This is a genomic window from Nonomuraea sp. NPDC049421, assembly GCF_040677005.1.
Taxonomy (GTDB): Bacteria; Actinomycetota; Actinomycetes; order Streptosporangiales; family Streptosporangiaceae; genus Nonomuraea; species Nonomuraea salmonea.
Map to the genome: position 1 here is coordinate 102,741 of NZ_JBFAQA010000017.1, position 22,836 is coordinate 125,576.

The window sequence follows — 22,836 nt, forward strand, 5'->3', positions numbered from 1 at the left end:
GCCGTGGCGTGACCCCGTGACGTCAGGAGGAGACGGCGGCCTGCTCGCCCGTCGTCGCCGTGCAGCGGTGCCTGTCCTTCGTGTGCTTCGCGTGCCGCCCCCGGCTGGGAGGATGCTCGTTCTGGGCGTCCTCCTGCGTCTCCTGCGGCTGCTCCTTCGGATTGTGGGGCTTCGCGTGCCTGCCCACGTGCCTGTTCTCCTTCGTTGTCCCCCAACTGCTTAAAGTGACCGTATGGCTACGCTCGGCGCTGGGGCAAGCGGTTACCCGGTAAAGGAGAAGTCGTTACCGACAAGCGATCGGTTGCTCAGGAGCAGGCCGCGCCGTTCAGGGTGAATGCGGGTGGTTTGCCGGTGTTGCCGTTGTGGGTGCCCTGGAAGCCGAACGACGCCGAGCCGCCCGGCGCGATCGTCCCGTTGTAGGAGACGTTGCGCGCGCTCACCTGGCCGCCGGCCGGCGTGATCGTCGCGTTCCACGCGGAGGTGACCGTCTGGCCGGCGGGCAGCGCGAAGCCGAGCGTCCACGACGACACCGGCGACTGGCTGGTGTTCACGATCTTCACCTCGGCGGTGAAGCCGGTGTTCCAGGTGTTCATCGTGTACGTCACCTGGCAGGCGCCCGGCGGCGGGGGAGTGGGCGTGGTGGTCGGGTCCGGGTCCGGGTCCGGGTCCTGGCCGTCGTCCGACAGGCCGAAGAAGTCGATGACCATGGCCGCCATCCCCCCTTGGGGCAGGCTGTGACCGACGCCCTGCAGACTGATCGCCTCGACGGGAGCCTGCGTGCCGGTGCCGCCGTAGCGGGTCCTGGTCCAGCCGGAGCGCGGCTGGTCGGTCAGGCCAGGCGTCTGGCTCAGGCCGTGGACGTTGGTCCACTGCTTGACCTGCTCCTGGAAGTTGGGGTAGCGCAGCGTGCTGTCCTCGGTGCCGTGCCAGATCTGCATGCGCGGGCGGGGGCCGCTGTAGCCGGGGTACGCCGCGCGTACGAGGTCGCCCCACTGCTGCGGAGTCCTGCTGATCTGGCCGTTGGCGCAGGCGCTGTTCCAGCTCGACCCGTCGGTGGTGGCGAAGCAGGCGAACGGCACGCCGCTGAAGGCCGCCCCGGCCTTGAACACGTCGGGGTAGTCGCCGAGCAGGACGTTGGTCATCATGGCGCCCGACGAGGCGCCGGTGACGAATGTGCGGTCGGGGTCGGTGTTGTGGCGCTGCTGGACGTACCTGACCATGGAGATGATCCCGACCGGGTCGCTGCCGCCGTCGTGCCGCAGCGCCTGCGGCGATGAGACGTCGAAGCAGGAGCCGCTCCTGGTCGCCGACGGGTAGATGACGACGAACTTGTGCTGGTCGGCGAGCCGGGCGAACTCCGTGCCCGAGTAGAAGGCGGGGCCTGAGCCGGTGCAGTAGTGCACGGCCACCAGCAGCGCGGGGCGGGCGGGGACGCCGTCGGGGACGTACAGGTGCATGCGGAGGTTGGTGGGGTTCGTCCCGAATCCGGTCACCTCGGTCAGTTGCGCCGAGGAGGCCGGGGGCGCGGTGATGAGACCGGCGACCACGAGCGCCAGGGCGGCGATCACGGCTCCGGCCAGTCGAGCTTTCAGCTTCATCGAGATCCTCTCGCATCGGCAGCCGAAATATTGCGAGTGTCCAGAGAAAATTTCGGCATCGCAATGGGCCTCGTACGCCCGTCCTGACCAGGAGGTCGTGAGCTGCCGCGAGAGCCCGGTCGAGCGCGGCAGGGCGTGAAACTTTCGGCGCTCAGCCGTCGTGGGCGAGCTGCTCCAGCGTGCCCTGGAGCCCGCGCCAGGCCACCTCGGCGTCCGGCGTGCGCGCGTGCGGCGCGCGGAACCACCGGACGAACTCGGCCACGTCATCCAGCGCCCAGCGCAGCCGGTAGAGCCGCAGCAGGCCCTGGTCAGGGGTGTGCCCGGTGGCGTCGGCGTAGCGGGCCAGGTCGTCGCCGCTCTCGGCCACCAGCCACAGGTCGCGCTCGGGGACGGCCATGCCCACGGTGTCCCAGTCGACGAGCAGCAGCCGCCCGCCGGCCCGCAGCAGGTTGCCGGGATGCGGCTCGCCGTGCGTCACCACCGGCTCGCCCGGCCGCTCCGCCAGCCGGTCGAACTCCTCCAGCGCCCTGCGCAAGGTGTGCGCGTGCCCGGCGACGAGGTCCCTGGCCGGCTCGGAGTACGGCCCGCCGAGCCACGGCAGCCCGTCGTCTCCCCGGCTCAGCCCTTCCAGCAGCGCACGGCCCGCCGGCTGCACGGGGCTGACCGGCGTGGGCAGCGGCGGCGGGGTGGCGTGCAGAGCGGCGAGCACGTCGATGACGGCCGCCCGCTCGTCCGCGTCCTGCTCGTCGCCGAACTCGCCGGGACGCCCCTCCTCGTACGGGAACACGCTCATCGCGTAGCGACGGCCGAGCCGGCGCAGTGTGGCGCCCTCCGCGTCACGCAGCGGCGCCACCACGAACTCCAGCCCCGCCTCGCCGCGCAGCGCCGCCGCCGTGTCGAGCGCCGCCCGCAAGGCGTCGTACGAGCGCCGCCGCACGTCGGCCACGGTCACGAACCGATCACCCGCCACCCAGTGAAAGTCCCCGAACCCCACCGGCGCGTAGGTCAGCGCAGGGGCGTCGATCCCCCACGCCTTGAGCGCGGGCCGCAACAGCCCCTCGTCGAAGTCCTCCGGCCGCTCCCGCATGCCCAGCAAGCTACCGGCCCCACCACCTGGGCTTCACCTGGATAACGGGGTCCGCACGATCAGCGCCCGCGCGCTGAGAGGGCGCCGCCCCTCAGGAGCGGCGCCCGCGCGCGGTCAGCGTAGTTCGCGCTTCAAGATCTTGCCGGTGGCGGTCATCGGCAGCGAGTCGCGGAACTCGATGATGCGGGGGTACTTGTACGCCGCCATGTTCTCCTTGCACCAGGCGATCAGCTCGTCCTCGGTGATCGTGGCGTCCGGGGTGCGGATGACGTACGCCTTGATCTCCTCGCCGTGCGACTCGTGCGGGACGCCGACCACGGCGGCCAGTGAGACGGCCTCGTGGGTGACGAGCACCTCTTCGAGCTCGCGCGGATAGACGTTGAAGCCGCCCCGGATGATCATGTCCTTGGCGCGGTCGATGATCGAGTAGTAGCCGTCGGCGTCGCGGGTCGCGATGTCCCCCGTACGGAACCAGCCGTCCCGCATCACCTCGGCCGTCGCCTCGGGCCTGCCGTAGTAGCCCTTCATGATGTTGTGGCCGCGGATGGCGATCTCACCCGGCCCCTCGCCCTCGACCGTCTTCCAGTCGCCGTCGACCAGCTTCATCTCCACGCCCCAGATGGGGGTGCCGATCGTGCCGGCCTTGGTGGGCCGGCCCGGCTGGTTGAAGCTGGCGACGGGGGCGGTCTCGGACAGGCCGTACCCCTCGAGGATGCCGACGCCGAACGTGCGCTCGAAGTCGTTGAGCACCTCGACCGGGGAAGCCGCGCCGCCCGCGACGGCGACCCGCAGCGAGCGCGGCACCTCCAGCCCCTCGGCGTGCACCTTCGTCAGCATGCCCCAGTACATCGTGGGCACCCCGGCGAAGAACGTCACGTTCTCCTTCGCCATCAGCGCCAGCGCCTCGCCCGGCTCGAACCGCGGCATCAGCACGACGGTCGCGCCACGCAGGAAGCCGGTGTTCATCACCACCGTCTGGCCGAAGGAGTGGAACAGCGGCAGCACCGCCAGGTAGGTGTCGTTGCCCTCCTCGGGCGCGGGGAACATCTTGTCGCTGACCATGGCGTTCATCAGCATGTTCTGGTGGCTGAGCTCGGCGCCCTTGGGCTGGCCTGTGGTGCCGGAGGTGTAGAGGATCACCGCCGTGTCGTCGGGGGCGGTCTGCACGGTCGGGAACTCGGAGGCCATCCCGCCGAGCGCGGCCCAGATCGACTCGCCGTACGGGGACTCCGTGGCGAGCGGGGTCGCGGGCAGCACGAAGAAGTGCTCGCACCCCTCGGACGCCTCGAACCCCGCCTTGCCGCGCTCGCCGAGCGGCAGTTCCGGCGTGCCCTCGAAGCAGAACAGCGCCTTGGCGTCGCTGTCGTCGAGGTGGTAGGCGATCTCGCGCGACTGCAGCAGCACGTTGAGCGGCACGACGGTCGCGCCGGCCTTGAGGATGCCGAAGTAGACGAACGGGAAGTACGGCAGGTTCGGGCAGGCCAGCGCGACCTTGTCGCCCTTGGTGATACCGCGCGCCACCAGCAGGTTCGCGACCTGATTGGCCACTGTGTCGATCATGGAGTACGGCAGCCGCATGTCGCCGAAGACGATCGCGGTGCCGTCGGGGGTGTTCCTGGCCGAGTCCTCCAGGACGATCGACAGGTTGAGCATGACGCCTCCCTATAGAACGGCTTCGCGGTCATCTTCGCAGGGCCGCCATACCGGCTGGTAGGTAGAGCAGGTCACAAGTGGATATGGACGCGTTCCCGAGGCGTGGAGTAAGCAGGAACAAGTTGTCCAGCCCCGTGGAGGAGACCAATGGAGTACGACTACGTCATCGTCGGGGCCGGCTCTGCGGGGTGCGTGCTGGCCAACCGGCTCTCGGAGGATCCGGGATTGTCCGTGGCGCTGGTCGAGGCGGGGGGCAAGGACGACAAGCTGGAGATCCGCATGCCGGCGGGCTTTCCCAAGCTCTTCAGGACCGGCTACGACTGGAACTTCACCACGGCCAAGCAGAGTGAGATGTCGGGCCGCGAGCTCTATTGGCCGCGCGGCCGGGTGCTGGGCGGCTCGTCCTCGATGAACGCGCAGATGTGGGTGCGCGGCTGCCAGCAGGACTACGACCAGTGGGGCATCCCCGGCTGGGCGTACGACGACGTGCTGCCGTACTTCCACCGGGCCGAGCACCGCGTCGGCAGCAACCGCGGCGGCGTCTACGGCACCTCGGGTCCCCTCTACATCTCCGAGCTGCGCAGCCCCAACGTGACGACGGCGGCGTTCCTCGCGGCCTGCGAGGAGCTGGGCATGACCCGGCTCGCCGAGCTGAACGGCCGCTCCAACGAGGGCTACAGCCCGACCCCCGTCACCCAGAACAGGGGCAGGCGGTGGAGCTCGGCCGACGCCTACCTGCGCCCGGCCGTGAACCGCCCCAACCTGCACGTCGTCACCGACGCCACGGTGACGCGGGTGACGTTCGACGGCAGGCGGGCGACCGGCGTCGAGCACAGCGGCGGCGCCCACATCAGGGCCCGGCTGGAGGTGGTGCTGGCCGCCGGGGCCATCGGGTCGCCTTACCTGCTGATGCGCTCGGGCATCGGCGCGGCCGACGAGTTGCGCGACGCCGGGGTGCCGGTCGTGCACGAGCTGCCCGAGGTCGGCAAGAACCTTCAGGACCACCTCTCGACCGGCGTGTTCGTCGAGTGCCTGCAGCCGGTGACGCTGACCAAGGCCGAGTCGATCCCCAATCTGCTGCGCTACATCGTGCTGCGCTCGGGCATGCTCACCACGAACGTGGGCGAGGCGGTCGCGTTCGTCAGGACCTCGGAGGCGGAGCCGGCGCCGGACGTCGAGCTGGTGTTCGCGCCGGTGCCGTTCAAGGACCACGGGCTCACCCCGCCGACCGGGCACGGCCTGACCGTCGGCGTGGTGCTGCTGCAGCCGGAGAGCCGCGGCAGGATCGGGCTGAACGGGCGCGACGTCGTCATCGACCCCGCCTACCTGTCGGCGGAGGCCGACGTCAGGCGGCTGGTCGCGGGGCTGAAGCGGGCCAAGGAGGTGTTCGCGACGGCGCCGATGAAGCCGTACGCGGGCGGGCCGATGGCGCCTTACTGGGGGCCGGAGACCGACGAGGAGCTGGCCCAGTGGGTACGCGAGCGCGGCGAGACTCTCTACCACCCGGTCGGCACCTGCCGGATGGGCGCCGACGACGACTCGGTGGTGGACCCGGCGCTGCGCGTGCGCGGCGTGGAGGGCCTGCGGGTGGCGGACGTGTCGATCATGCCGACGCTCAACAGGGGCCACACCCACGCCCCCGCGATCATGATCGGGGAGAAGGCCGCTGACCTGATCAGAGGGCACAAGGCTTGACGTAAGTGGTCACTTGCGTAGGCTCGTCGGTATGACGTTGCCCGCGGAGCTCGACCTGTCGCAGATCCCGTTCTGGGCACGCCCGCAGGCCGAGCGCATGGAGGCGTTCCGGCGGCTGCGCGCGCTCGACCGCCCGGTGTTCGTGCCCGAGCAGGCGGTGCCGTTCGTCGGCGGCGGGCCCGGCTACCACGCCCTGGTCCGCCACGCCGACGTGACCGCGGCCAGCCGCGACGCGGCCGTCTTCAGCAGCGAGCCGTGCTCCAACAGCATCCCCGACATGCCGCGCTGGCTGAGCGTCTACTTCGGCTCCATGATCAACATGGACGATCCGCGGCACGCCAGGCTGCGCCGCATCGTCTCGCGGGCGTTCACGCCGCGCGTGCTGGCCAAGATGGAAGCGGACCTCGCGCGGGCCGCCGCCGAGATCGTGGACCAGGCCGTCGCGGAAGGCCCTGGCGACTTCGTCGCGCAGGTGGCGGCCCGCCTTCCGGTCCGCGTCATCTGCGACATGATGGGCATCCCCGCGAGCCACCACGACGCGGTGCTGCGCCGGACGAACGTCATCCTCGGCAACGCCGACCCCGAGTACACCGGCATCGACCCCGGCTTCAGCCGCGTCAAGGTGGCCCGCGGGCTGGCCAAGCTGCTGCGCGCCGGCCACGCGCTCAACCGGCTGGCCGCCCGCCTGGGCGACGAGCGGCGCAGGCGGCCCACGGGCGACCTGGTCAGCCTGCTGGTCAACGGCGACGAGCGGCTCAGCTCGCAGGAGCTGGGCTCGTTCTTCATCCTGCTCGTGGTGGCGGGCAGCGAGACCACCCGCAACGCCATCGCGTACGGGCTGAAGCTCTTCACCGACCACCCGGAGCAGCGCGAGTTGCTGCTGGCCGACTTCGACGGCCGCGTCGCGGGCGCGTGCGACGAGATCGTCCGCTACGCGACGCCCGTGATCCAGTTCCGCCGCACGCTGACCCGTGACCACGAGCTGAACGGCACCCCCTACCGCAAGGGCGACAAGGTGCTGCTCTTCTACACCTCGGCCAACCGCGACGAGACCGTGTTCGCCGACCCCGACGCCTTCGACATCACCCGCGACCCCAACCCTCACGTGGGCTTCGGCGGTCCAGGACCGCACTACTGCCTGGGCGCGCATCTCGCGCGCCGGGAGATGACCGTGATGTTCCGCGAGCTGTTCACCCGCCTGCCCGGGATCAAGGCGGTGGGCGAGCCCGACTTCCTGCTGTCCAACTTCATCAACGGGGTCAAGCACCTGCGCTACACGTTCTGAGTGAAACGGGAACCCCGGTCGGGCGAGCGGCGGCGTGCTAGGTTTCGCAGTCATGGAGATCAGGACGATCCACGCCAACGGTGTGGAGTTCGCGTATCTGACACTGGGGGAGGGGCCGCTGGCGCTGTGCCTGCACGGCTTCCCCGACACCGCGCACACCTGGCGGCACCTGATGCCCGCGCTGGCCGAACGCGGCTACCGAGCGGTCGCCCCCTTCATGCGCGGCTACGCGCCCACCGAAGTCCCGGCCGACGCCGCGTACGAGACCGCCGCGCTGGTCGCCGACGTACGCGCGCTGCACGAGGAGCTCGGCGGCGGTGATGACGCCGTCGTCATCGGCCACGACTGGGGCGCCTTCCCCGCCTACGCCACCGCCGGCCGCTTCCGCCGCGCCGTCACGCTCGCCGTGCCGCCGCCCGGCGCGCTCGGCGCCGCCTTCCTGGAGTACGAGCAGCTCAAGCGCTCCTTCTACATCTTCCTCTTCCAGACGCCGCTGGCCGAGCCGGCCGCCGCCGCGCCCGGCTTCTTCGAGAACCTGTGGCACGACTGGTCGCCTGGCTACGACGCGAGCGAGGACCTCGCCTTCCTGCGGCGCAGCATCGGTGAGCCCGCCAACCTGTCGGCCGCCATCGGCTACTACCGCGCCATGCTCGGCACCGTGCCGCCGTCGGGCCGCTACCCGGAGGTCGACAACGGGGTCACCGGCCCCGTCCTCTACCTGCACGGCGCCCAGGACGGCTGCCTGGCCGCCCACCTCGCCAAGGACGCGATCAGCCGCCTGCCCGAAGGGTCGCGAGCCGAGCAGGTGGCCGGCGCGGGGCACTTCCTGCACCTCGAACGTCCGGCCGAGGTCAACCGCCTCATCCTGGACTGGCTCGGCCCCGCGACCTGACCCGCCACCTGACCCGGGCGCGTATGCGGCGGCCTTCAGGGCGGGCCGCCGTACGTACGCCGTACGTAAGAACCATTGACGTAAGTGGCCGCTTTTCCCATGATTGCCACATGAGCGTCCTGGACTTCGACCTGTCGGACCGAGACTTCTGGGCCCGGCCCATGAGCGAGCGTGAGGAGGCGTTCGAGCGGCTGCGCCACATGGAGAGCCCCGCCTTCTTCGAGGAGATGGAGATCTCCTACGCCCCCAAGGGCCCCGGCTACTACGCCCTGGTCAAGCACGCCGACATCCTGGAGGCCAGCCGCAACCCCGAGGTGTTCTGCTCGGGCGACGGAGGCGCGACGAACATCCCCGACATGCCGGCGGAGTTCGCCGAGTACTTCGGCTCGATGATCAACATGGACGACCCCCGTCACGCCCGCCTGCGCAGGATCGTCTCGCGCGCCTTCACCCCCAAGATGATCAAGCAGTTCGAGGCCGACGTGGAGGCCGCCGCCACGGGCATCGTGGACGACCTGCTGGCCAAGGGCCCCGGCTGCGACTTCGTCACCGAGGTGGCCGCCCGCCTGCCGCTGAAGATCATCTGCGACATGATGGGCATCCCCGAGCGCGACTACCAGTACGTCTTCGACCGCTCCAACGTCATCCTCGGCGGCTTCGACCCCGAGTACACCGGCGGCGACCTCACCCAGATCGCCGAGCGGCTGCTCACCGCCGGCATGGAGCTGCAGCAGCTCGTCCAGGACCTCGCCGCCCACCGCGCCGAGCACCCGACGGGCGACCTCACCTCGTCACTGGTGAACGCCAACATCGACGGCGAGCGGCTCACCATGCAGGAGCTGGGCTCGTTCTTCATCCTGCTGGTGGTGGCGGGCAACGAGACCACCCGCAACGCCATCTCCCACGGCCTGCACCTGCTGACCACCAACCCCGCCCAGCGCGCCCTGTGGCTGGAGGACGTCGACGGCCGCGCACCCGGCGCGGTCGAGGAGATCGTCCGGCTCGCCTCCCCGGTGAACTTCATGCGCCGCACGCTCACCAGGGACTTCGAGATGAACGGCCACCTCTACGAGAAGGGCCGCAAGGTCGTGCTGTTCTACTGGTCGGCCAACCGCGACGCGTCCGTCTTCGACCACCCGCTGCGCTTCGACATCACCCGCCAGCCCAACCCGCACGTCGGCTTCGGCGGCCCCGGCCCGCACTTCTGCCTGGGGGCCCACCTGGCCCGGCGCGAGATCACGGTGATGTTCCGCGAGCTGCTGCGCCGGGTGCCCGGCATCGAGGGCGGCGAGCCCGACCGCCTGCACTCCAGCTTCATCAACGGCATCAAGCACATGGAGTGCCGGTTCTGACGGACGCCGCTAGCCGGCGTTGGTGAGCCTGATCTGGTTCATCACCGTACGGATGTCCGGCAGCAGCTGCTTCTTGTCCGCCGGGATCGACATGAAGACGATGGCCGGCACGTCGGCGCCGGTGTTCACGGCCATCGTCACGATCGTCGCCTTCTCCGTGTCGGAGGTCAGCGAGTACGCGATCAGCCGCCCGGTCTGGTCGCCCACCTTGATGGCCTGCTGGGCGACCTTGCGGACCTTGTTGCCGGTGGGGAAGAAACGCTTGCGCGCGTCCAGCACGACCTGCTTGATCACCGGCTCCAGGTTGTCCTGCTCGTAGTAGGACGCCATCTTCTCCTGCAGCGGGCCGGCCATGAGCACGGCGTACCGCTCGGGCGCGACCTGCACGTACTGGCGGTGCATGAAGTTGTACGTGCCCTTGATGGTGACGGCAGGGCGCTGGTCGAGCTGCCACTCGCCGCCCAGGCGCGGCACGGAGACGCCGGCGTTGGCGACCGGCAGCCGGCCGGTGACGGGGGAGGCCTTGCCCGGGTAGCGCGGCAGCGGGCCGATCGAGGTGGCGGTCTTGGTGGGCGGCGGCTCCTTCGGCTCGCCGGCCGTCGCCGCCGCCTCACCGGTGCTCGCCGCGTCGTCGGGGGCGAGCGGGCCCCACAGGAACGCCCACAGCAGCGCCGCGACCAGCGCCACCGCGACGGAGCCGCCGAGCGCGTAGACCCAGACCGGCTTGCCGGAGCCCTCGTCGAGGTCGTCCTGCTCGCCCATGGCCTGGTAGTTGTCGCCGAAGACGGTGTTCCAGAGCTCCTGCTGGCGCTCGGGCGGCGGCGTGCGCGACCCGCTGATCTGGCCCGCGGTGACGAACCGGTGCTCCGGGTCCGACGGGTCGCGGCTCAGCTGGGAACCGGGGCGGTTGGACTGGTCTTCGGCGGGGGGTGCGCCGGTGTGTGTGGAATCCATGGGGGTGGAGGGGACCGCGCGTTCGTTGAGGAGGTTCTCGGTGTGCTGGGCGTAGGTGACCGTACGCTCGTCGGCCGGGTGATTCCGGCTCTGTGGCTGAATCGGGGGCTGGTCGTGAGGGGGACTTTGCTGCTGCGGAGGTGGCGGCATGTCCTGCCGGGGGGTGCTCTGCTTGTCGTACATGACCGTGCGTTCCGCCGGCGGCGTGCTCGCCTGCGGGTCGGCGGGCGGCCACGGGGCGGGGTTGGACAGGTTGGACCAGGCGCCGGGCGTCGGGGTGGGCGGCAGCGCCCACGCCGGCACGGGGTCGGCGGGCTGGCCGGGCTGCCGGCCGGGCGCCTGGTTGGGAGCCTGGCCGGGAGGCGGGCCGGGAGGCGGGGCGCCCTTCGAGGAGACCTCGGGCCAGGCGCCGGGGCCCGCGGCGCTCTGCGGGGGCGGCGTCGCGTCGGGCCACGACATCGGCACGTCCTGCGAGTTCGACTCGGGCCAGGAGGAGATGGGCCCGTTCTGCGGGGACGACTCCGGCCATCCGGCGCCGCGCAGCTGCCCGGGCCGCGACTGCTCCGGCCACGACGGCTCCGCGCCGTGCGGGCCGCTGTCGTAGGCGGCGGCGTCGGGGCGGGCGGGGGCCTGGCGGGTGGCGCCGGGTGGCTCGGGCCACGAGGGGTCCTTGCGCGGCGGCTCGGGCCAGGACGGCTCGGGCGCCTGACGCGGTGGCTCGGGCCAGGACGTGGGAGCGTCGGCGGCGGGCGCCTCTGGCCAGGAGTGCGGCGCGGGCGGCGTCTCGCGTCGTGGCGGTTCGGGCCAGGACGAGGGCATATGAGGTCCGGAGTTATCCGTTGCCATTGCCGCCGGTCCTCCCGAGGTTGTGTCCGGATGTCCCGTTATATCCGGATTTGACGTTCCACGCATGATCTCATGGGATTTTCCAGGAGACCCAGGTGGTTCCGCAGCGAAACGAGCGAAGCCATGCGGATCGGTCGGCGGATCCTGCAGCGGCAGGTCGTCCTCCGGTCGATCTGGCTCAGCTGGGTACACCACGGCGTCAAGGCTATTCTTCTGGGACGAATGAGGTCACAACGGATACATCACCATCAGGTCTCACCGGACCTGAAGGATCCATTGTGCCCGCGGACCCCCTTCGAGTGCCTGCATTCAGCCGAAGAGGTGCGCTAGGCTTGACACATGCGTTCCGCGACCCTGCTTCTTAGCGGGCCGCGACGGCCCTGAAGATCTCGCCGTCGCGGCTCCACCCCTCGTTGTGTGCACGGGGGGTTTTCTTATGGGTCCGAATCAAGCCAGAAGGACAGTAGCCGTGAGTGAGTATGACCCGCAGGCGCTGCAGGCCAAGTGGCAGCAGCGATGGGAGGAGCAGGACACCTATCGGGCGAGCGAGGACCCCGCGGACACCCGCGAGCGCCGCTACATGCTCGACATGTTCCCCTACCCGTCGGGCGACCTCCACATGGGCCACGGTGAGGTGTTCGCCATCGGCGACGTCGTCGCCCGCTACTGGATGCAGAAGGGCTACAACGTCCTGCATCCCATCGGCTGGGACTCCTTCGGGCTGCCCGCCGAGAACGCCGCGATCAAACGCAACGCCCACCCGGCGGAGTGGACCTACGCCAACATCGAGACGCAGGCCAACTCGTTCCGCCGCTACGGCATCTCCTTCGACTGGTCGCGCCGCCTGCACACGAGCGACCCCGACTACTACCGCTGGAACCAGTGGCTGTTCATCCGCTTCTTCGAGCGCGGCCTGGCCTACCGCAAGGGCGGCCTGGTCAACTGGTGCCCCAACGACCAGACCGTGCTGGCCAACGAGCAGGTCGTGGCCGGCAGGTGCGAGCGCTGCGGCGCCGACGTCATCAGGCGCGAGCTGACGCAGTGGTACTTCAAGATCACTGACTACGCCCAGCGCCTGCTGGACGACATGGAGCAGCTGACCGGCTGGCCCGAGCGGCTGCTGACCATGCAGCGCAACTGGATCGGCCGCTCCGAGGGCGCCGACGTGCTGTTCGAGATCGAGGGCCGCGACGAGCCGGTCCAGGTCTACACCACGCGCCCCGACACCCTGTTCGGCGCCACGTTCTTCGTGGTCGCCGCCGACGCCGCGCTGGCCGACGAGATCGTCACCGAGGAGCAGCGCCCCGCGTTCGAGGCCTACCGCGCCGAGGTCGCCCGGCTGAGCGACATCGAGCGGCTGGCCACCGACAAGGAGAAGACCGGCGTCTTCCTGGGCCGCTACGCGATCAACCCGGTCAACGGCGAGCGCATCCCTATCTGGGCGGCCGACTACGTGCTGTCCGACTACGGCCACGGCGCCATCATGGCGGTGCCCGCCCACGACCAGCGCGACCTCGACTTCGCCCGCAAGTTCGACCTGCCGGTCAAGGTCGTCGTGCACACCGGCCTGGCCGACCCCGGCGAGACCGGCGAGGCCACACCGGGCGAGGGCACGCTGGTCAACTCCGGCCCGCTCGACGGCCTGACCAAGACCGAGGGCATCAGGAAGATCATCGAGATCCTGGAGTCCGAGAGCAGGGGCACCGGCGCGGTCAACTACCGGCTGCGCGACTGGCTGCTGTCGCGCCAGCGCTTCTGGGGCACGCCGATCCCGATCATCCACTGCCCCGACTGCGGCGAGGTGCCCGTCCCCGACGAGCAGCTGCCGGTCACGCTGCCCGACATGCGCGGCGAGGCGCTGGCGCCCAAGGGCGTCTCCCCGCTGGCCAGCGCCACCGAGTGGGTCAACGTCGAGTGCCCCAAGTGCTCGGGCCCGGCCACGCGCGACACCGACACGATGGACACGTTCGTCGACTCGTCGTGGTACTTCCTGCGTTACTGCTCGCCCGGCTACACCGAGGGCCCGTTCGACCCCGAGCAGGTGCGCAAGTGGGGGCCGATCGACCAATACGTCGGCGGCATCGAGCACGCGGTGCTGCACCTGCTGTACTCCCGCTTCTTCACCAAGGTCCTGCACGACATGGGCATGGTCGACTTCACCGAGCCGTTCCTGCGCATGCTCAACCAGGGCCAGGTGATCAACGGCGGCAAGGCCATGTCGAAGTCGCTGGGCAACGGCGTCGACCTGGGCCAGCAGATCGACGACTTCGGCGTCGACGCCGTACGCCTGACGATGATCTTCGCCGGTCCGCCGGAGGACGACATCGACTGGGCCGACGTCTCCCCGGCGGCCTCCCAGAAGTTCCTGGCCCGCGCACTGCGCGTGATGTCCGAGGTCACCAGCGGGCCCGGCGTCGCGTTCGACGGCGGTGACGCCGAGCTGCGCAAGGTCACCCACCACACGATCGACGAGGTCACCAAGCTGGTCGAGGGCCAGCGCTTCAACGTCGCGGTGGCGCGCATGATGGAGCTGACCTCGGCGGCCCGCAAGGCCATCGACTCCGGCCCCGGCGCCGCCGACCCGGCGGTGCGCGAGGCGGCCGAGGCGCTGGCGGTCATGCTGTCGCTGGTCGCCCCCTACACCGCGGAAGAGGGCTGGGAGCGGCTGGGCCGCACCGGGTCGGTGGCGTTCGCCGGGTGGCCGGTGGCCGACCCCGCGCTGCTGGTGCAGGAGTCGGTCACGTGCGTCGTGCAGGTGGCGGGCAAGGTGCGCGACCGGCTGGAGGTCTCGCCCGACATCACCGAGGCCGAGCTGCGCGAGCTGGCCCTGGCCTCCGGCAAGATCACCCCCTACCTGCAGGGGGTGCCGCGCAAGGTGATCGTCCGGGCGCCCAAGCTGGTCAACATCGTCCCCTAGGGTTCACGCCTCGCGCAGGGCCGGCAGCAGCTCCTTCTCGGCCCAGTCGAAGAACTGCCGCTGCCGGTCGTGCCCGATCTGCACGAGCGCCACGTGGGTGAACCCCGCGTCGGCGAACTTCCTGACGCTCTCCACGACGGCGTCCACGTCGTCGCCGCACGGCACGCTCTTCGCCACGTCCTCGGGGCGTACGGTGCCGGCGGCGGCGGCGAAGTTCACCGGGCCCGGCAGCTCGGCCATCACCTTCCAGCCGCTGACACTCCAGCGCCACAGCTCGTGGGCCCGCTGCAGCGCGGCCTCGCGGTCGGTGTCGTAGGAGATGGCGAGCTGGCCGTAGACCGGCTTGCCCTGCCCGCCCGCCGCGTTGAACTGCTGCACCACCTCGGGCATCGGCTCGTTGATGACCAGCACGTCGCCGTACTGGGCGGCGAGCTCGGCCGACTGGCCCCCGGAGGCGGCGATGCCGATGGGGACGGGCTGCTCCGGCAGGTCGTACAGCTTGGCCGAGTCCACGTCGTAGAACTCGCCCTGGTGGGTGATGTACTCGCCGCTGAACAGCTTCCTGATGATCTGCACGGCCTCGGCGAACATGCGGTGCCGGGTGTCCACGGGCGGCCAGCCCTCGCCGATGACGTGCTCGTTGAGGTTCTCGCCGGCGCCCAGGCCGAGGGTGAAGCGGCCCTTGCTCAGCACGCCCATCGTGGCCGCCTTCTGCGCGACGACGGCCGGGTGGTAGCGCATGATGGGACAGGTGACGTACGTCATGAGCGGCAGCCGCTCGGTCACCTGGGCGGCGGCGCCGAGCACCGACCAGCAGTAGGGCGAGTGCCCCATCTCCTCCAGCCAAGGGAAATAGTGGTCGGAGATGACGGCGTAGTCGAAGCCGGTCCGTTCGGCCGCGGCGGCGTAGTCGACGAGCTCGCGGGCCGGGGTCTGCTCGGACATCAAGGTGTAGCCGATCTGTACCATGTGTCCCGGCTACCCCGCTTTGTGAACCTTAGCGGCCGCAGTACGGAGATCAATGATGGTCGCGGTCGCCCAGCTCCTCGATCAGCAGGCTCAGCCCGATGCCCAGCAGCCAGACGTCCTTGGCGATAGCGGTGCCGTTCTGGGTCGGGCGCAGGCTGCCCTCCTTGCGCATCCCCGGCGTCCGCAGGTAGAGGCCGAGCAGGCCCGCCGCGAAGCCGGTGAGTGCCGCCCCGGCCAGCAGCGACGGCACGAACGGCGCGAGCAGCGCCGCGCCGAGCGCGATCTCCGAGCGGGACAGCAGCCGGACGAACGCCTTCGGCTCCATGCCCGCCAGGAACGGGTAGGTTCCCGACGCCATGCCGTGCAGTCCCGCCGCGGCCTGCTCGTCGGCGCCGGTCTTCTCGACGCCGGAGTTCAGGATGACGGCCGCGGCGGCCAGGCGGGTGGGGAGCTGGTGGGCGCGGGCGAAGATCCTCATCAGTGCCTCACAGAACGTCGGGACAGCGGCCATCCTTCTGCCCGTGGGGGCCTGTGGCATCCCGGACTTGGGGTTTTCCAGGGCCGGTCGCGTCCGCCGGTGGAAGAATTCTTGGGCTTGGCTTGACGTCGCCGATTAGTGTGCAGGGGTGACAAATGGCGCATACCTGAGATACCCGCATCTACACGGTGACCTGGTCACCTTCGTCGCCGACGACGACGTCTGGCTCGCGCCGCTGGAGGGAGGGCGGGCCTGGCGCTTCACCGCCGACCGCGTACCGGTGAGCAATCCGCGTTTCTCCCCCGACGGCGGCCGCATCGCGTGGACCAGCACCAAGGAGGGCGCCGCCGAGGTGTTCGCCGCCGAGCTCGACGGGGCGGAGGGCGAGCGGCTGACCCACTGGGGCGGCAACGGCACCACCGTGCGCGGCTGGACGGCCGACGGTGACGTGCTGGCGGTGACCGAGGCGGGGCAGAGCTCGCGTGTACGGCGCTGGGCGTACGCGGTGCCGCTCGACGGCGGGCAGGCCACGCGGTTGCCGTACGGGTGGATCAGCGAGGTGGCCGTCGACGGGCCGCGGGTCGCCACCGTGTCGTCGATCTGGCGTGAACCGTCGCAGTGGAAGCGCTACCGGGGCGGCACCGCCGGCAAGATCTGGGTGGACGCCGAGGGGGCCGGCGAGTTCACTCGGCTGTTCGCCGACAGCACGGCGCAGTACTGGTCGGTGAGCTGGGTGGGTGACCGCCTGGTGTTCCTGTCCGACGCCGACGGCACCGGCAACGTCTACTCCGCCCTGCCCGACGGCTCCGACCTGCGCAAGCACACCTCCCACGAGGAGTTCTACGCCCGCCACGCCACCAGTGACGGCCGCCGGGTGATCTACTCCCACGCCGGTGACCTGTGGCTGCTGGAGAGCCTGGACGCCGAGCCGCGCCGGCTGGACGTGCGCCTCGGCGGGCCGCGCCCTGGACGGGCCAGGCGGCCGGCGCCGCTGCGGGTGGGCTCGTACGCGCCGGACGCCACCGGACGGGCGAGCACCGTCGAGATCCGCGGCACCGCCCACTGGGTGACCCACCGCGACGGCCCCGCGGGCGTGCTGCGCGCCGAGCCCGGCGTCCGCGTCCGGCTGCCGCGCGTGCTCGACGCCGACGGCAGAGCCGTGTGGGTCTCCGACGCCACCGGCGAGGACGCCCTGGAACTCGGCACCCCCGGCGGTGAGATCAGCACGCTGGCGGCCGGGCAGCTCGGCCGCGTGCTGGAGCTGGCCGCCGCCCCCGACGGCAAGCACGTGGCCGTCGCCTGCCACGACGGGCGGCTGCTCGTCGTGGACGTGGAGAGCGGGCACGTCAGGGAGCTGGACCGCACCGACCAGGGCGACGTCTCCGGGCTCACGTTCTCCCCCGACTCCGGCTGGCTTGCCTGGGAGTTCCCGCACGACGAGCGGCTGACGCAGATCAAGATGGGCCGCGTGGACGGTTCCTCGGTCATCGAGGTCACCCCTGCCAGGTTCGCCGACTACGACCCCGTCTTCACCAAGGACGGCAAGCACCTGGCGTTCCTGTCCGTACGCACCTTCGATCCCGTCTACGACACGCACGTCTTCGACTTGTCCTTCCCGTACGGGTGCAAGCCGTACATCGTGCCCCTTCAGGCCACCACGCCCTCCCCGTTCGACCCCTCCCTCCAGGGCCGCGGCTTCAACGGCGAGGACGACAAGCCCGCCAAGGGCGACAAGAAGGACGACGAGCCGCCGCGTACGGAGGTGGACACCGACGGCCTCTTCGACCGCGCGGTGCCTCTGCCCGTGCAGGCCGCCCGCTACGGCAACCTGCGCGCCGCCAAGGACGCGCTGCTCTGGCTGCGCCACCCGGTCACCGGCCGGCTCGGCGACGGCTCCGAGCAGAACCACGAGGTCGTGCTCGAACGCTACGACCTCAAGAAGCGTGCCAAGGCCGAGCTGACCAGGGAGGTGCGCTCGTTCGAGGTCAGCGGCGACGGCTCCCGGCTCGTCACCCACGGCAAGAACGGCCTGCAGACCCGCGCCGCGACCGAGGGCGACGACCCCGTCACCATCGACCTCGACCGGATCAGCGTGCGGATCGACCCGGTCGCCGAGTGGCGGCAGGGCTTCCGCGAGGCCGGCCGGCTCATGCGCGACCACTTCTGGCGGGCTGACATGAACGGCGTCGACTGGCAGGGCGTGCTCGACCGCTACGAGCCGCTCGTCGAGCGCATCGGCTGCCACTCCGAGCTGATCGACCTGCTCTGGGAGACGCAGGGCGAGCTCGGCACCTCCCACGCCTACGCCATCGGCAACGGCGGCGGCGCCGACCCGCGCCGCCGCCAGGGCCTGCTCGGCGCCGACCTGGCCAGGGACGACGACGGCGTGTGGCGCGTCACCCGCATCCTGCCGGGCGAGTCGTCCGACCACGCCGCCCGCTCACCGCTGCTCGCCCCCGGCGTCGCGGTCCGTCCGGGCGACGCCATCCTCGCCGTCGGCGGTCGTCCCGTCGATCCGGTACGCGGCCCGCTCGCGCTGCTGGCCGGCACCGCGAACCAGCCCGTGGAGCTGACCGTGCGGCCCGCGTCGGGCGGCGACGTCCGCCGGGTCGTGGTCAGCCCGATCGCCGACGAGACCGCGCTGCGCTACCACGACTGGGTCGCCGACCGGCGCGCCCACGTCAAGGAGGCGTCCGGCGGCCGGCTCGGCTACCTGCACGTGCCCGACATGGGAGCGCCCGGATGGGCGCAGTTCCACCGTGACCTGCGCACCGAGATCGCCTGCGACGGGCTCATCGTGGACGTGCGGGAGAACGGCGGCGGGCACCTGTCGGAGCTGGTCCTGGAGAAGCTGTCGCGCAAGGTCACCGGCTGGTCGGTCTCCCGTGGCTACCGGCCGATGCGCTACCCCGACGACTCGCCGCGCGGGCCTGTCGTGGCCGTCGCCGACGAGTTCGCCGGGTCCGACGGCGACATCGTCAGCCAGGGCATCAAGAACCGCGGCATCGGGCCGCTCGTCGGCGTGCGCACGTGGGGCGGCGTCATCGGCATCGACCAGCGGTACTCGCTGGTGGACGGGACCGTGGTGACCCAGCCGCGGTACTCGTTCTGGCTGGAGGGGCCCGGCTGGGGCGTCGAGAACTACGGCGTCGACCCCGACGTCGAGGTCGTCATCACGCCGCAGGACCGGGTCGCCGGGCGGGATCCGCAGCTCGACAAGGCGATCGAGCTGGCGCTCGCCGCGCTCGACGAGCACCCGCCGGCGACGCCGCCCCAGCTGCCGCCGCTGCCCGCCTGATGATCGGCTCTGATGATCGGCTCTGCTGATCGGCTCTGGTGATCGGCTCTGATGATCGGCCCTGCTGATAGGCCCTGCTGATCGGCTGGGCCGCTCGTGGCGGCCCGGCCGGTCTCAGAGAACGGTCAGCCGGGTGAGGATCTCGGCCAGGATGGCCTCGGTGGTGGCGAAGTTGAGCCGTACGTAGTGCTCGCCGCCGGGGCCGAAGCCGGCACCGTCGTTCAGCCGAACTCTGGCCTCGCGCTCGATCACCTCCGCCATGCCCGGCCGCCCCGCCTCCAGCCAGGCCAGGTACGTCGCCTCCGGCAGCCGGTAGCCGAACGTCTCCGGCAGCCGGGCGGCGATCGTGCGGCGGTTCCGGTCGAGCAGGGCCAGGGTCTCGGCCAGCCAGGCGTCCCCGTGCCGCCAGGCCGCGACCGTGGCGTCGACGCCGAAGACGCTCGGGGAGCCGTACACGAAGGGGGGTTGTGCTTCCAAGGCCGCGCGGACGCCCGCGTGGCCGAGGTGCGCGACCGAGCAGCGGATGCCGCCCAGGTTGAACGCCTTCGTGGCCGAGGTGAGGGTGACGGTGCGGTCCGGGAGGATCGTGGCGAAGGGGATGTGGTGGTGGGGTGCGTACACGAGGTCGGCGTGGATCTCGTCGGCGATGACCAGCAGGTCGTGGCGCTCGGCGCACTCGGCGAGCGCGGTCAGCTCGGCGCGGGTGAAGACGCGGCCGGTCGGGTTGTGCGGGTTGACCAGCAGCAGGACCCGGCAGCCCGACAGGTCGGGCACCTCGAAGCGCCAGGTATCGCCGTCCGGTTCGAGTCTGATCGGATGGAGCGGGCGGTCCATGACCTCCAGCGTGGTCAGGAACGGGTGGTAGGCGGGGACGTGCAGGGCCACTCCGTCGCCGGGCCGCGTCCCGATCTGGAGCAGCACCTGGAGCGCCTGGTTGAGGTCGTTGAAGGGGCGGACGTGGGTGGGGTCGGGGTCCCAGCCGTGGCGGGCCGACATCCGCTCGGCGAACGCCTCGGCCAGCGGGCCCGCGCTCGGGTCGAGCAGCCAGGCGGGGTAGCCGAGGTCGCCTGCCGTCCGCCTGGCCAGGGCTTCGGTGACGGCGGGGGCCGTGGGCAGGTCCATGTCGGCGACCCAGGCGGGGATGACGCCTGGGTCCACCGCCGCCCACTTAAGCCCATCGTGTACTGATTTAAGGTCTATTGGGGGATATGCGTCCTCCACGTGGCCATTCTAGGATTTCTGAATGTGATGAGGCGGTGGCGCGGGTTATGGCAGGCTGGGCGGCCATGACGCCCCACCCGAAGATCGACGCGATCGTCGAGACGTACCTCTCCGTGGCGGACGCGGAGGCCCCAGGGCTGGTGGAGGGGCTCTACCTCGAGGGCTCGGCGGCGCTCGGCGACTACCGGCCCGACACCAGCGACATCGACTTCGTGGCCGTCACCACCGGGCCGCCGGCGCCCGGCGTGCTCGAACGCATCCACACCAGGCTCGGCGCCCACCCCGTCGAAGGCATTTACCTCACCTGGGACGACCTCGGCCACGACCCCGCCGAGCTGGGCGAGCGCCCCCAGGCGCAGGGCGCCAGGCTCAACCGGCGCGGCGAGCCGGACCCCGTCACCTGGCACACCCTCGCCCGCCACGGCCTGACCTGCCGGGGGCCGAAGCCGGAAGAGCTGAAGATCTGGAACGATCCCGCCGCGCTGGCCGCGTGGACCGACGGCAACCTCGACCGTTACTGGCGCCGGCTGGTCCACCGCGCCTCCCGCCTTCTGTCCCCGTGGGGCGTGACCTCGCTCGGCGCGTACGGCACGGTGTGGGTGGTCACCGGGGTCTCCCGGCTGCACTACACGCTGGCCACCGGCGAGATCGCGTCCAAGACGGACGCCGCGCTGCACGCGCTGGAGACGTTCCCGGAGCGCTGGCACCGGGTGGTGAACGAGGCCCTGCGCCTGCGTCAGGACGACTCCGCGCAGCCGTCCTTCGCCGGGCTGGTGTCGTGCTTCGGCGAGCACTTCGGCACGCCTCGGCGCTCGCTCTACGGCTCGCCGTTCGAGCGGCGGAGGGACGTGCTGGAGTTCGCCGGCCACGTGATCGTGGCCGGGCACCGGCTGTTTCAGGCGCGGGGGGATTGACCGGGCGGCCGGTCCGGGGTACGAATGCGATCCCGTCGGCGCGGAGCCGGCTGGCGTTATGTTAGCGCTAACACCGGCTCCCCTCCGGAAAGGACGCCCATGACCGCCCTCCGCCGGACTGTGGCCTTCGTCCTCATGGCCACAATGCTGCTCGTGATCCTCCCACCGGGCGCCGCCCACGCCTCCCCGGCCGTGCAGTACACCAACCCGATCGCCGCCCGCCGCGCCGACCCGCACGTCTTCCGGCACACCGACGGCTACTACTACTTCACCGCCACCGTCCCCGAGTACGACCGCATCGTGCTGCGCCGCGCCACCACCATCCAGGGCCTCGCCACCGCACCCGAGACCGTCATCTGGCGCCGGCACACCAGCGGCGAGATGGGCGCCCACATCTGGGCCCCCGAGATCCACTTCATCAACGGCAAGTGGTACGTCTACTTCGCCGCCGGCCGGGCCGACGACGTGTGGCGCATCCGCATGTACGTCCTGGAGAACGCCGCCGCCAACCCGCTGACCGGCACCTGGATCGAGCGCGGCCGCATCACCACCCCCTGGGACACCTTCTCGCTCGACGCCACCACGTTCGTCGCGGGCGGCGTGCGCTATCTCCTCTGGGCGCAGCAGGAGCCGGGCATCGCGACCAACTCCAACCTCTACATCGCGCGGATGGGCGCCAACCCCTGGACGATCACCGGGTCAGTCACCCGGCTGACCGTGCCCACGCTGGCGTGGGAGACGCGCGGCTACAAGGTGGCCGAGGGGCCCGCCGTGCTGCAGCGTAACGGGCGGCTCTTCCTGACGTACTCGGCCAGTGCCACCGACGCCAACTATTGCGTCGGCCTGCTCACCGCCTCGGCCTCCGCCGACCCGCTGCAGGCCGCGTCGTGGACCAAGAGCCAGAACCCCGTCTTCGCCGGCAACGCCGCCACCAGTCAGTACGGCCCCGGGCACAACTCGTTCACGGTCTCCGAGGACGGGCAGAGCGACCTCATCGTCTACCACGATCGCAACTATCGGGACATCTCCGGCGACCCGCTCAACGACCCCAACCGGCGGACTCGCGTACAGAAGGTGTACTGGCGCGCCGACGGCACCCCCGACTTCGGCATCCCGGTGGCCGACGGGGTCACGCCGGTGCGGCTCATGTCGTACGACGTGGCCGGCTCGGCCGTACGGCACTGGGACTTCCGCGCCCGTCTGGAGAACAACGTCACCCCGCTGGCGGACTCCCAGTTCAGGCTCGTGACCGGGCTGTCCGGCACCGGCACCGTCTCCCTGGAATCGACCAACTTCCCTGGCTACTACCTGCGCCACCGCAACCATGAGGGATGGGTCCACCAGCGGGACGGCTCGGCCCTCTTCGACGCCGACGCCTCCTTCACCCGGCGTACCGGCCTCGCCGGCAGCGGCACCGTGTCCTTCGAGTCGATCAACTTCCCCGGCTACTACCTGCGGCACCGCGCGGGAACGGTGTGGGTGGAGCGGGACGACGGAACGACCACGTTCCGCAACAGCGCCAGCTTCATCCTGGAGTGATCAGGGGCCGCCGGCCGGGGCAGGGGCCGGCGTCGCCACAGCACACATCGTGAGCGACACCGAGAACGTGAGGAGCCGCCGGCCCTGCCACCCTCACCACGACATTCAGGAACCTGGAGAGCACATCAATCCGCGGGA

The 22,836-nt window shown here is 70.9% G+C and carries 16 protein-coding genes; 8 read left to right on the forward strand and 8 right to left on the reverse strand.

What is annotated here, in order from left to right; translation table 11 throughout:
- Positions 1–22: 22 nt before the first annotated feature.
- The 4 genes from AB0K18_RS27515 to AB0K18_RS27530 form a co-directional block, all read right to left on the reverse strand.
- Positions 23–187 carry a hypothetical protein gene (locus AB0K18_RS27515; protein WP_345387796.1) on the reverse strand — a complete coding sequence of 55 codons (165 nt, stop codon included), beginning with the start codon at positions 185–187 and terminating at the stop codon, positions 23–25.
- A 118-nt stretch (positions 188–305) separates the two neighbouring features.
- Positions 306–1,598: a PHB depolymerase family esterase gene (locus AB0K18_RS27520; protein WP_364919490.1), complete on the reverse strand. Its 1,293-nt coding sequence runs from the start codon at positions 1,596–1,598 to the stop codon at positions 306–308.
- Between the two features lie 151 nt (positions 1,599–1,749).
- Positions 1,750–2,685, reverse strand: coding sequence for a phosphotransferase (locus AB0K18_RS27525; RefSeq protein WP_364919493.1), 936 nt, complete (start codon positions 2,683–2,685; stop codon positions 1,750–1,752).
- Positions 2,686–2,799: 114 nt separating this feature from the next.
- Entirely contained in the window at positions 2,800–4,338 is a 1,539-nt protein-coding gene (locus AB0K18_RS27530) for a long-chain fatty acid--CoA ligase (RefSeq protein ID WP_364919496.1), read from the reverse strand.
- Between the two features lie 147 nt (positions 4,339–4,485).
- Between AB0K18_RS27530 and AB0K18_RS27535 the strand changes: the two genes are divergently transcribed.
- The 4 genes from AB0K18_RS27535 (at position 4,486) to AB0K18_RS27550 (ending at position 9,562) form a co-directional block, all read left to right on the forward strand.
- Positions 4,486–6,033 (forward strand): GMC family oxidoreductase N-terminal domain-containing protein, encoded by a 1,548-nt coding sequence (locus tag AB0K18_RS27535; RefSeq protein ID WP_364919499.1) that lies wholly within the window; start codon positions 4,486–4,488, stop codon positions 6,031–6,033.
- Positions 6,034–6,064: 31 nt separating this feature from the next.
- Positions 6,065–7,318 (forward strand): cytochrome P450, encoded by a 1,254-nt coding sequence (locus tag AB0K18_RS27540; RefSeq protein ID WP_364919502.1) that lies wholly within the window; start codon positions 6,065–6,067, stop codon positions 7,316–7,318.
- Between the two features lie 52 nt (positions 7,319–7,370).
- Entirely contained in the window at positions 7,371–8,210 is an 840-nt protein-coding gene (locus AB0K18_RS27545) for an alpha/beta hydrolase (protein ID WP_364919505.1), read from the forward strand.
- 110 nt (positions 8,211–8,320) lie between these two features.
- Positions 8,321–9,562: a cytochrome P450 gene (locus AB0K18_RS27550; RefSeq protein ID WP_364919508.1), complete on the forward strand. Its 1,242-nt coding sequence runs from the start codon at positions 8,321–8,323 to the stop codon at positions 9,560–9,562.
- 9 nt (positions 9,563–9,571) lie between these two features.
- Here AB0K18_RS27550 and AB0K18_RS27555 read toward each other — a convergent pair whose 3' ends face one another.
- Positions 9,572–11,335, reverse strand: a complete 1,764-nt coding sequence (locus AB0K18_RS27555; RefSeq protein WP_364919511.1) for a hypothetical protein — start codon at positions 11,333–11,335, stop codon at positions 9,572–9,574.
- 463 nt (positions 11,336–11,798) lie between these two features.
- Here AB0K18_RS27555 and leuS point away from each other — a divergent pair, with 463 nt between their 5' ends.
- Positions 11,799–14,279, forward strand: coding sequence for a leucine--tRNA ligase (gene leuS, locus AB0K18_RS27560; RefSeq protein WP_364919514.1), 2,481 nt, complete (start codon positions 11,799–11,801; stop codon positions 14,277–14,279).
- A 3-nt stretch (positions 14,280–14,282) separates the two neighbouring features.
- Here the strand turns inward: leuS and AB0K18_RS27565 are convergent, their stop codons facing one another.
- The gene (locus AB0K18_RS27565) at positions 14,283–15,248 is read right to left on the reverse strand and encodes an LLM class F420-dependent oxidoreductase (protein ID WP_364919517.1); all 966 of its coding nucleotides are present in this window, start codon (positions 15,246–15,248) and stop codon (positions 14,283–14,285) included.
- Positions 15,249–15,297: 49 nt separating this feature from the next.
- A complete protein-coding gene (locus tag AB0K18_RS27570) occupies positions 15,298–15,726 on the reverse strand; it encodes a hypothetical protein (RefSeq protein WP_364919520.1) in 429 nt (142 codons plus the stop codon).
- A gap of 148 nt (positions 15,727–15,874) precedes the next feature.
- On the opposite strand from AB0K18_RS27570, the gene AB0K18_RS27575 reads away from it, so the two are divergent.
- Positions 15,875–19,024, forward strand: a complete 3,150-nt coding sequence (locus AB0K18_RS27575; RefSeq protein ID WP_364919523.1) for a PDZ domain-containing protein — start codon at positions 15,875–15,877, stop codon at positions 19,022–19,024.
- A gap of 114 nt (positions 19,025–19,138) precedes the next feature.
- On the opposite strand, the gene AB0K18_RS27580 is transcribed toward AB0K18_RS27575, so the two are convergent.
- Positions 19,139–20,182, reverse strand: a complete 1,044-nt coding sequence (locus AB0K18_RS27580) for an aminotransferase class I/II-fold pyridoxal phosphate-dependent enzyme (RefSeq protein WP_364919526.1) — start codon at positions 20,180–20,182, stop codon at positions 19,139–19,141.
- A gap of 128 nt (positions 20,183–20,310) precedes the next feature.
- Here AB0K18_RS27580 and AB0K18_RS27585 point away from each other — a divergent pair, with 128 nt between their 5' ends.
- Positions 20,311–21,159, forward strand: coding sequence for an aminoglycoside adenylyltransferase domain-containing protein (locus AB0K18_RS27585; protein WP_364919529.1), 849 nt, complete (start codon positions 20,311–20,313; stop codon positions 21,157–21,159).
- A 99-nt stretch (positions 21,160–21,258) separates the two neighbouring features.
- Positions 21,259–22,698, forward strand: a complete 1,440-nt coding sequence (locus AB0K18_RS27590) for a family 43 glycosylhydrolase (protein WP_364919532.1) — start codon at positions 21,259–21,261, stop codon at positions 22,696–22,698.
- The last annotated feature ends 138 nt before the right edge of the window (positions 22,699–22,836 follow it).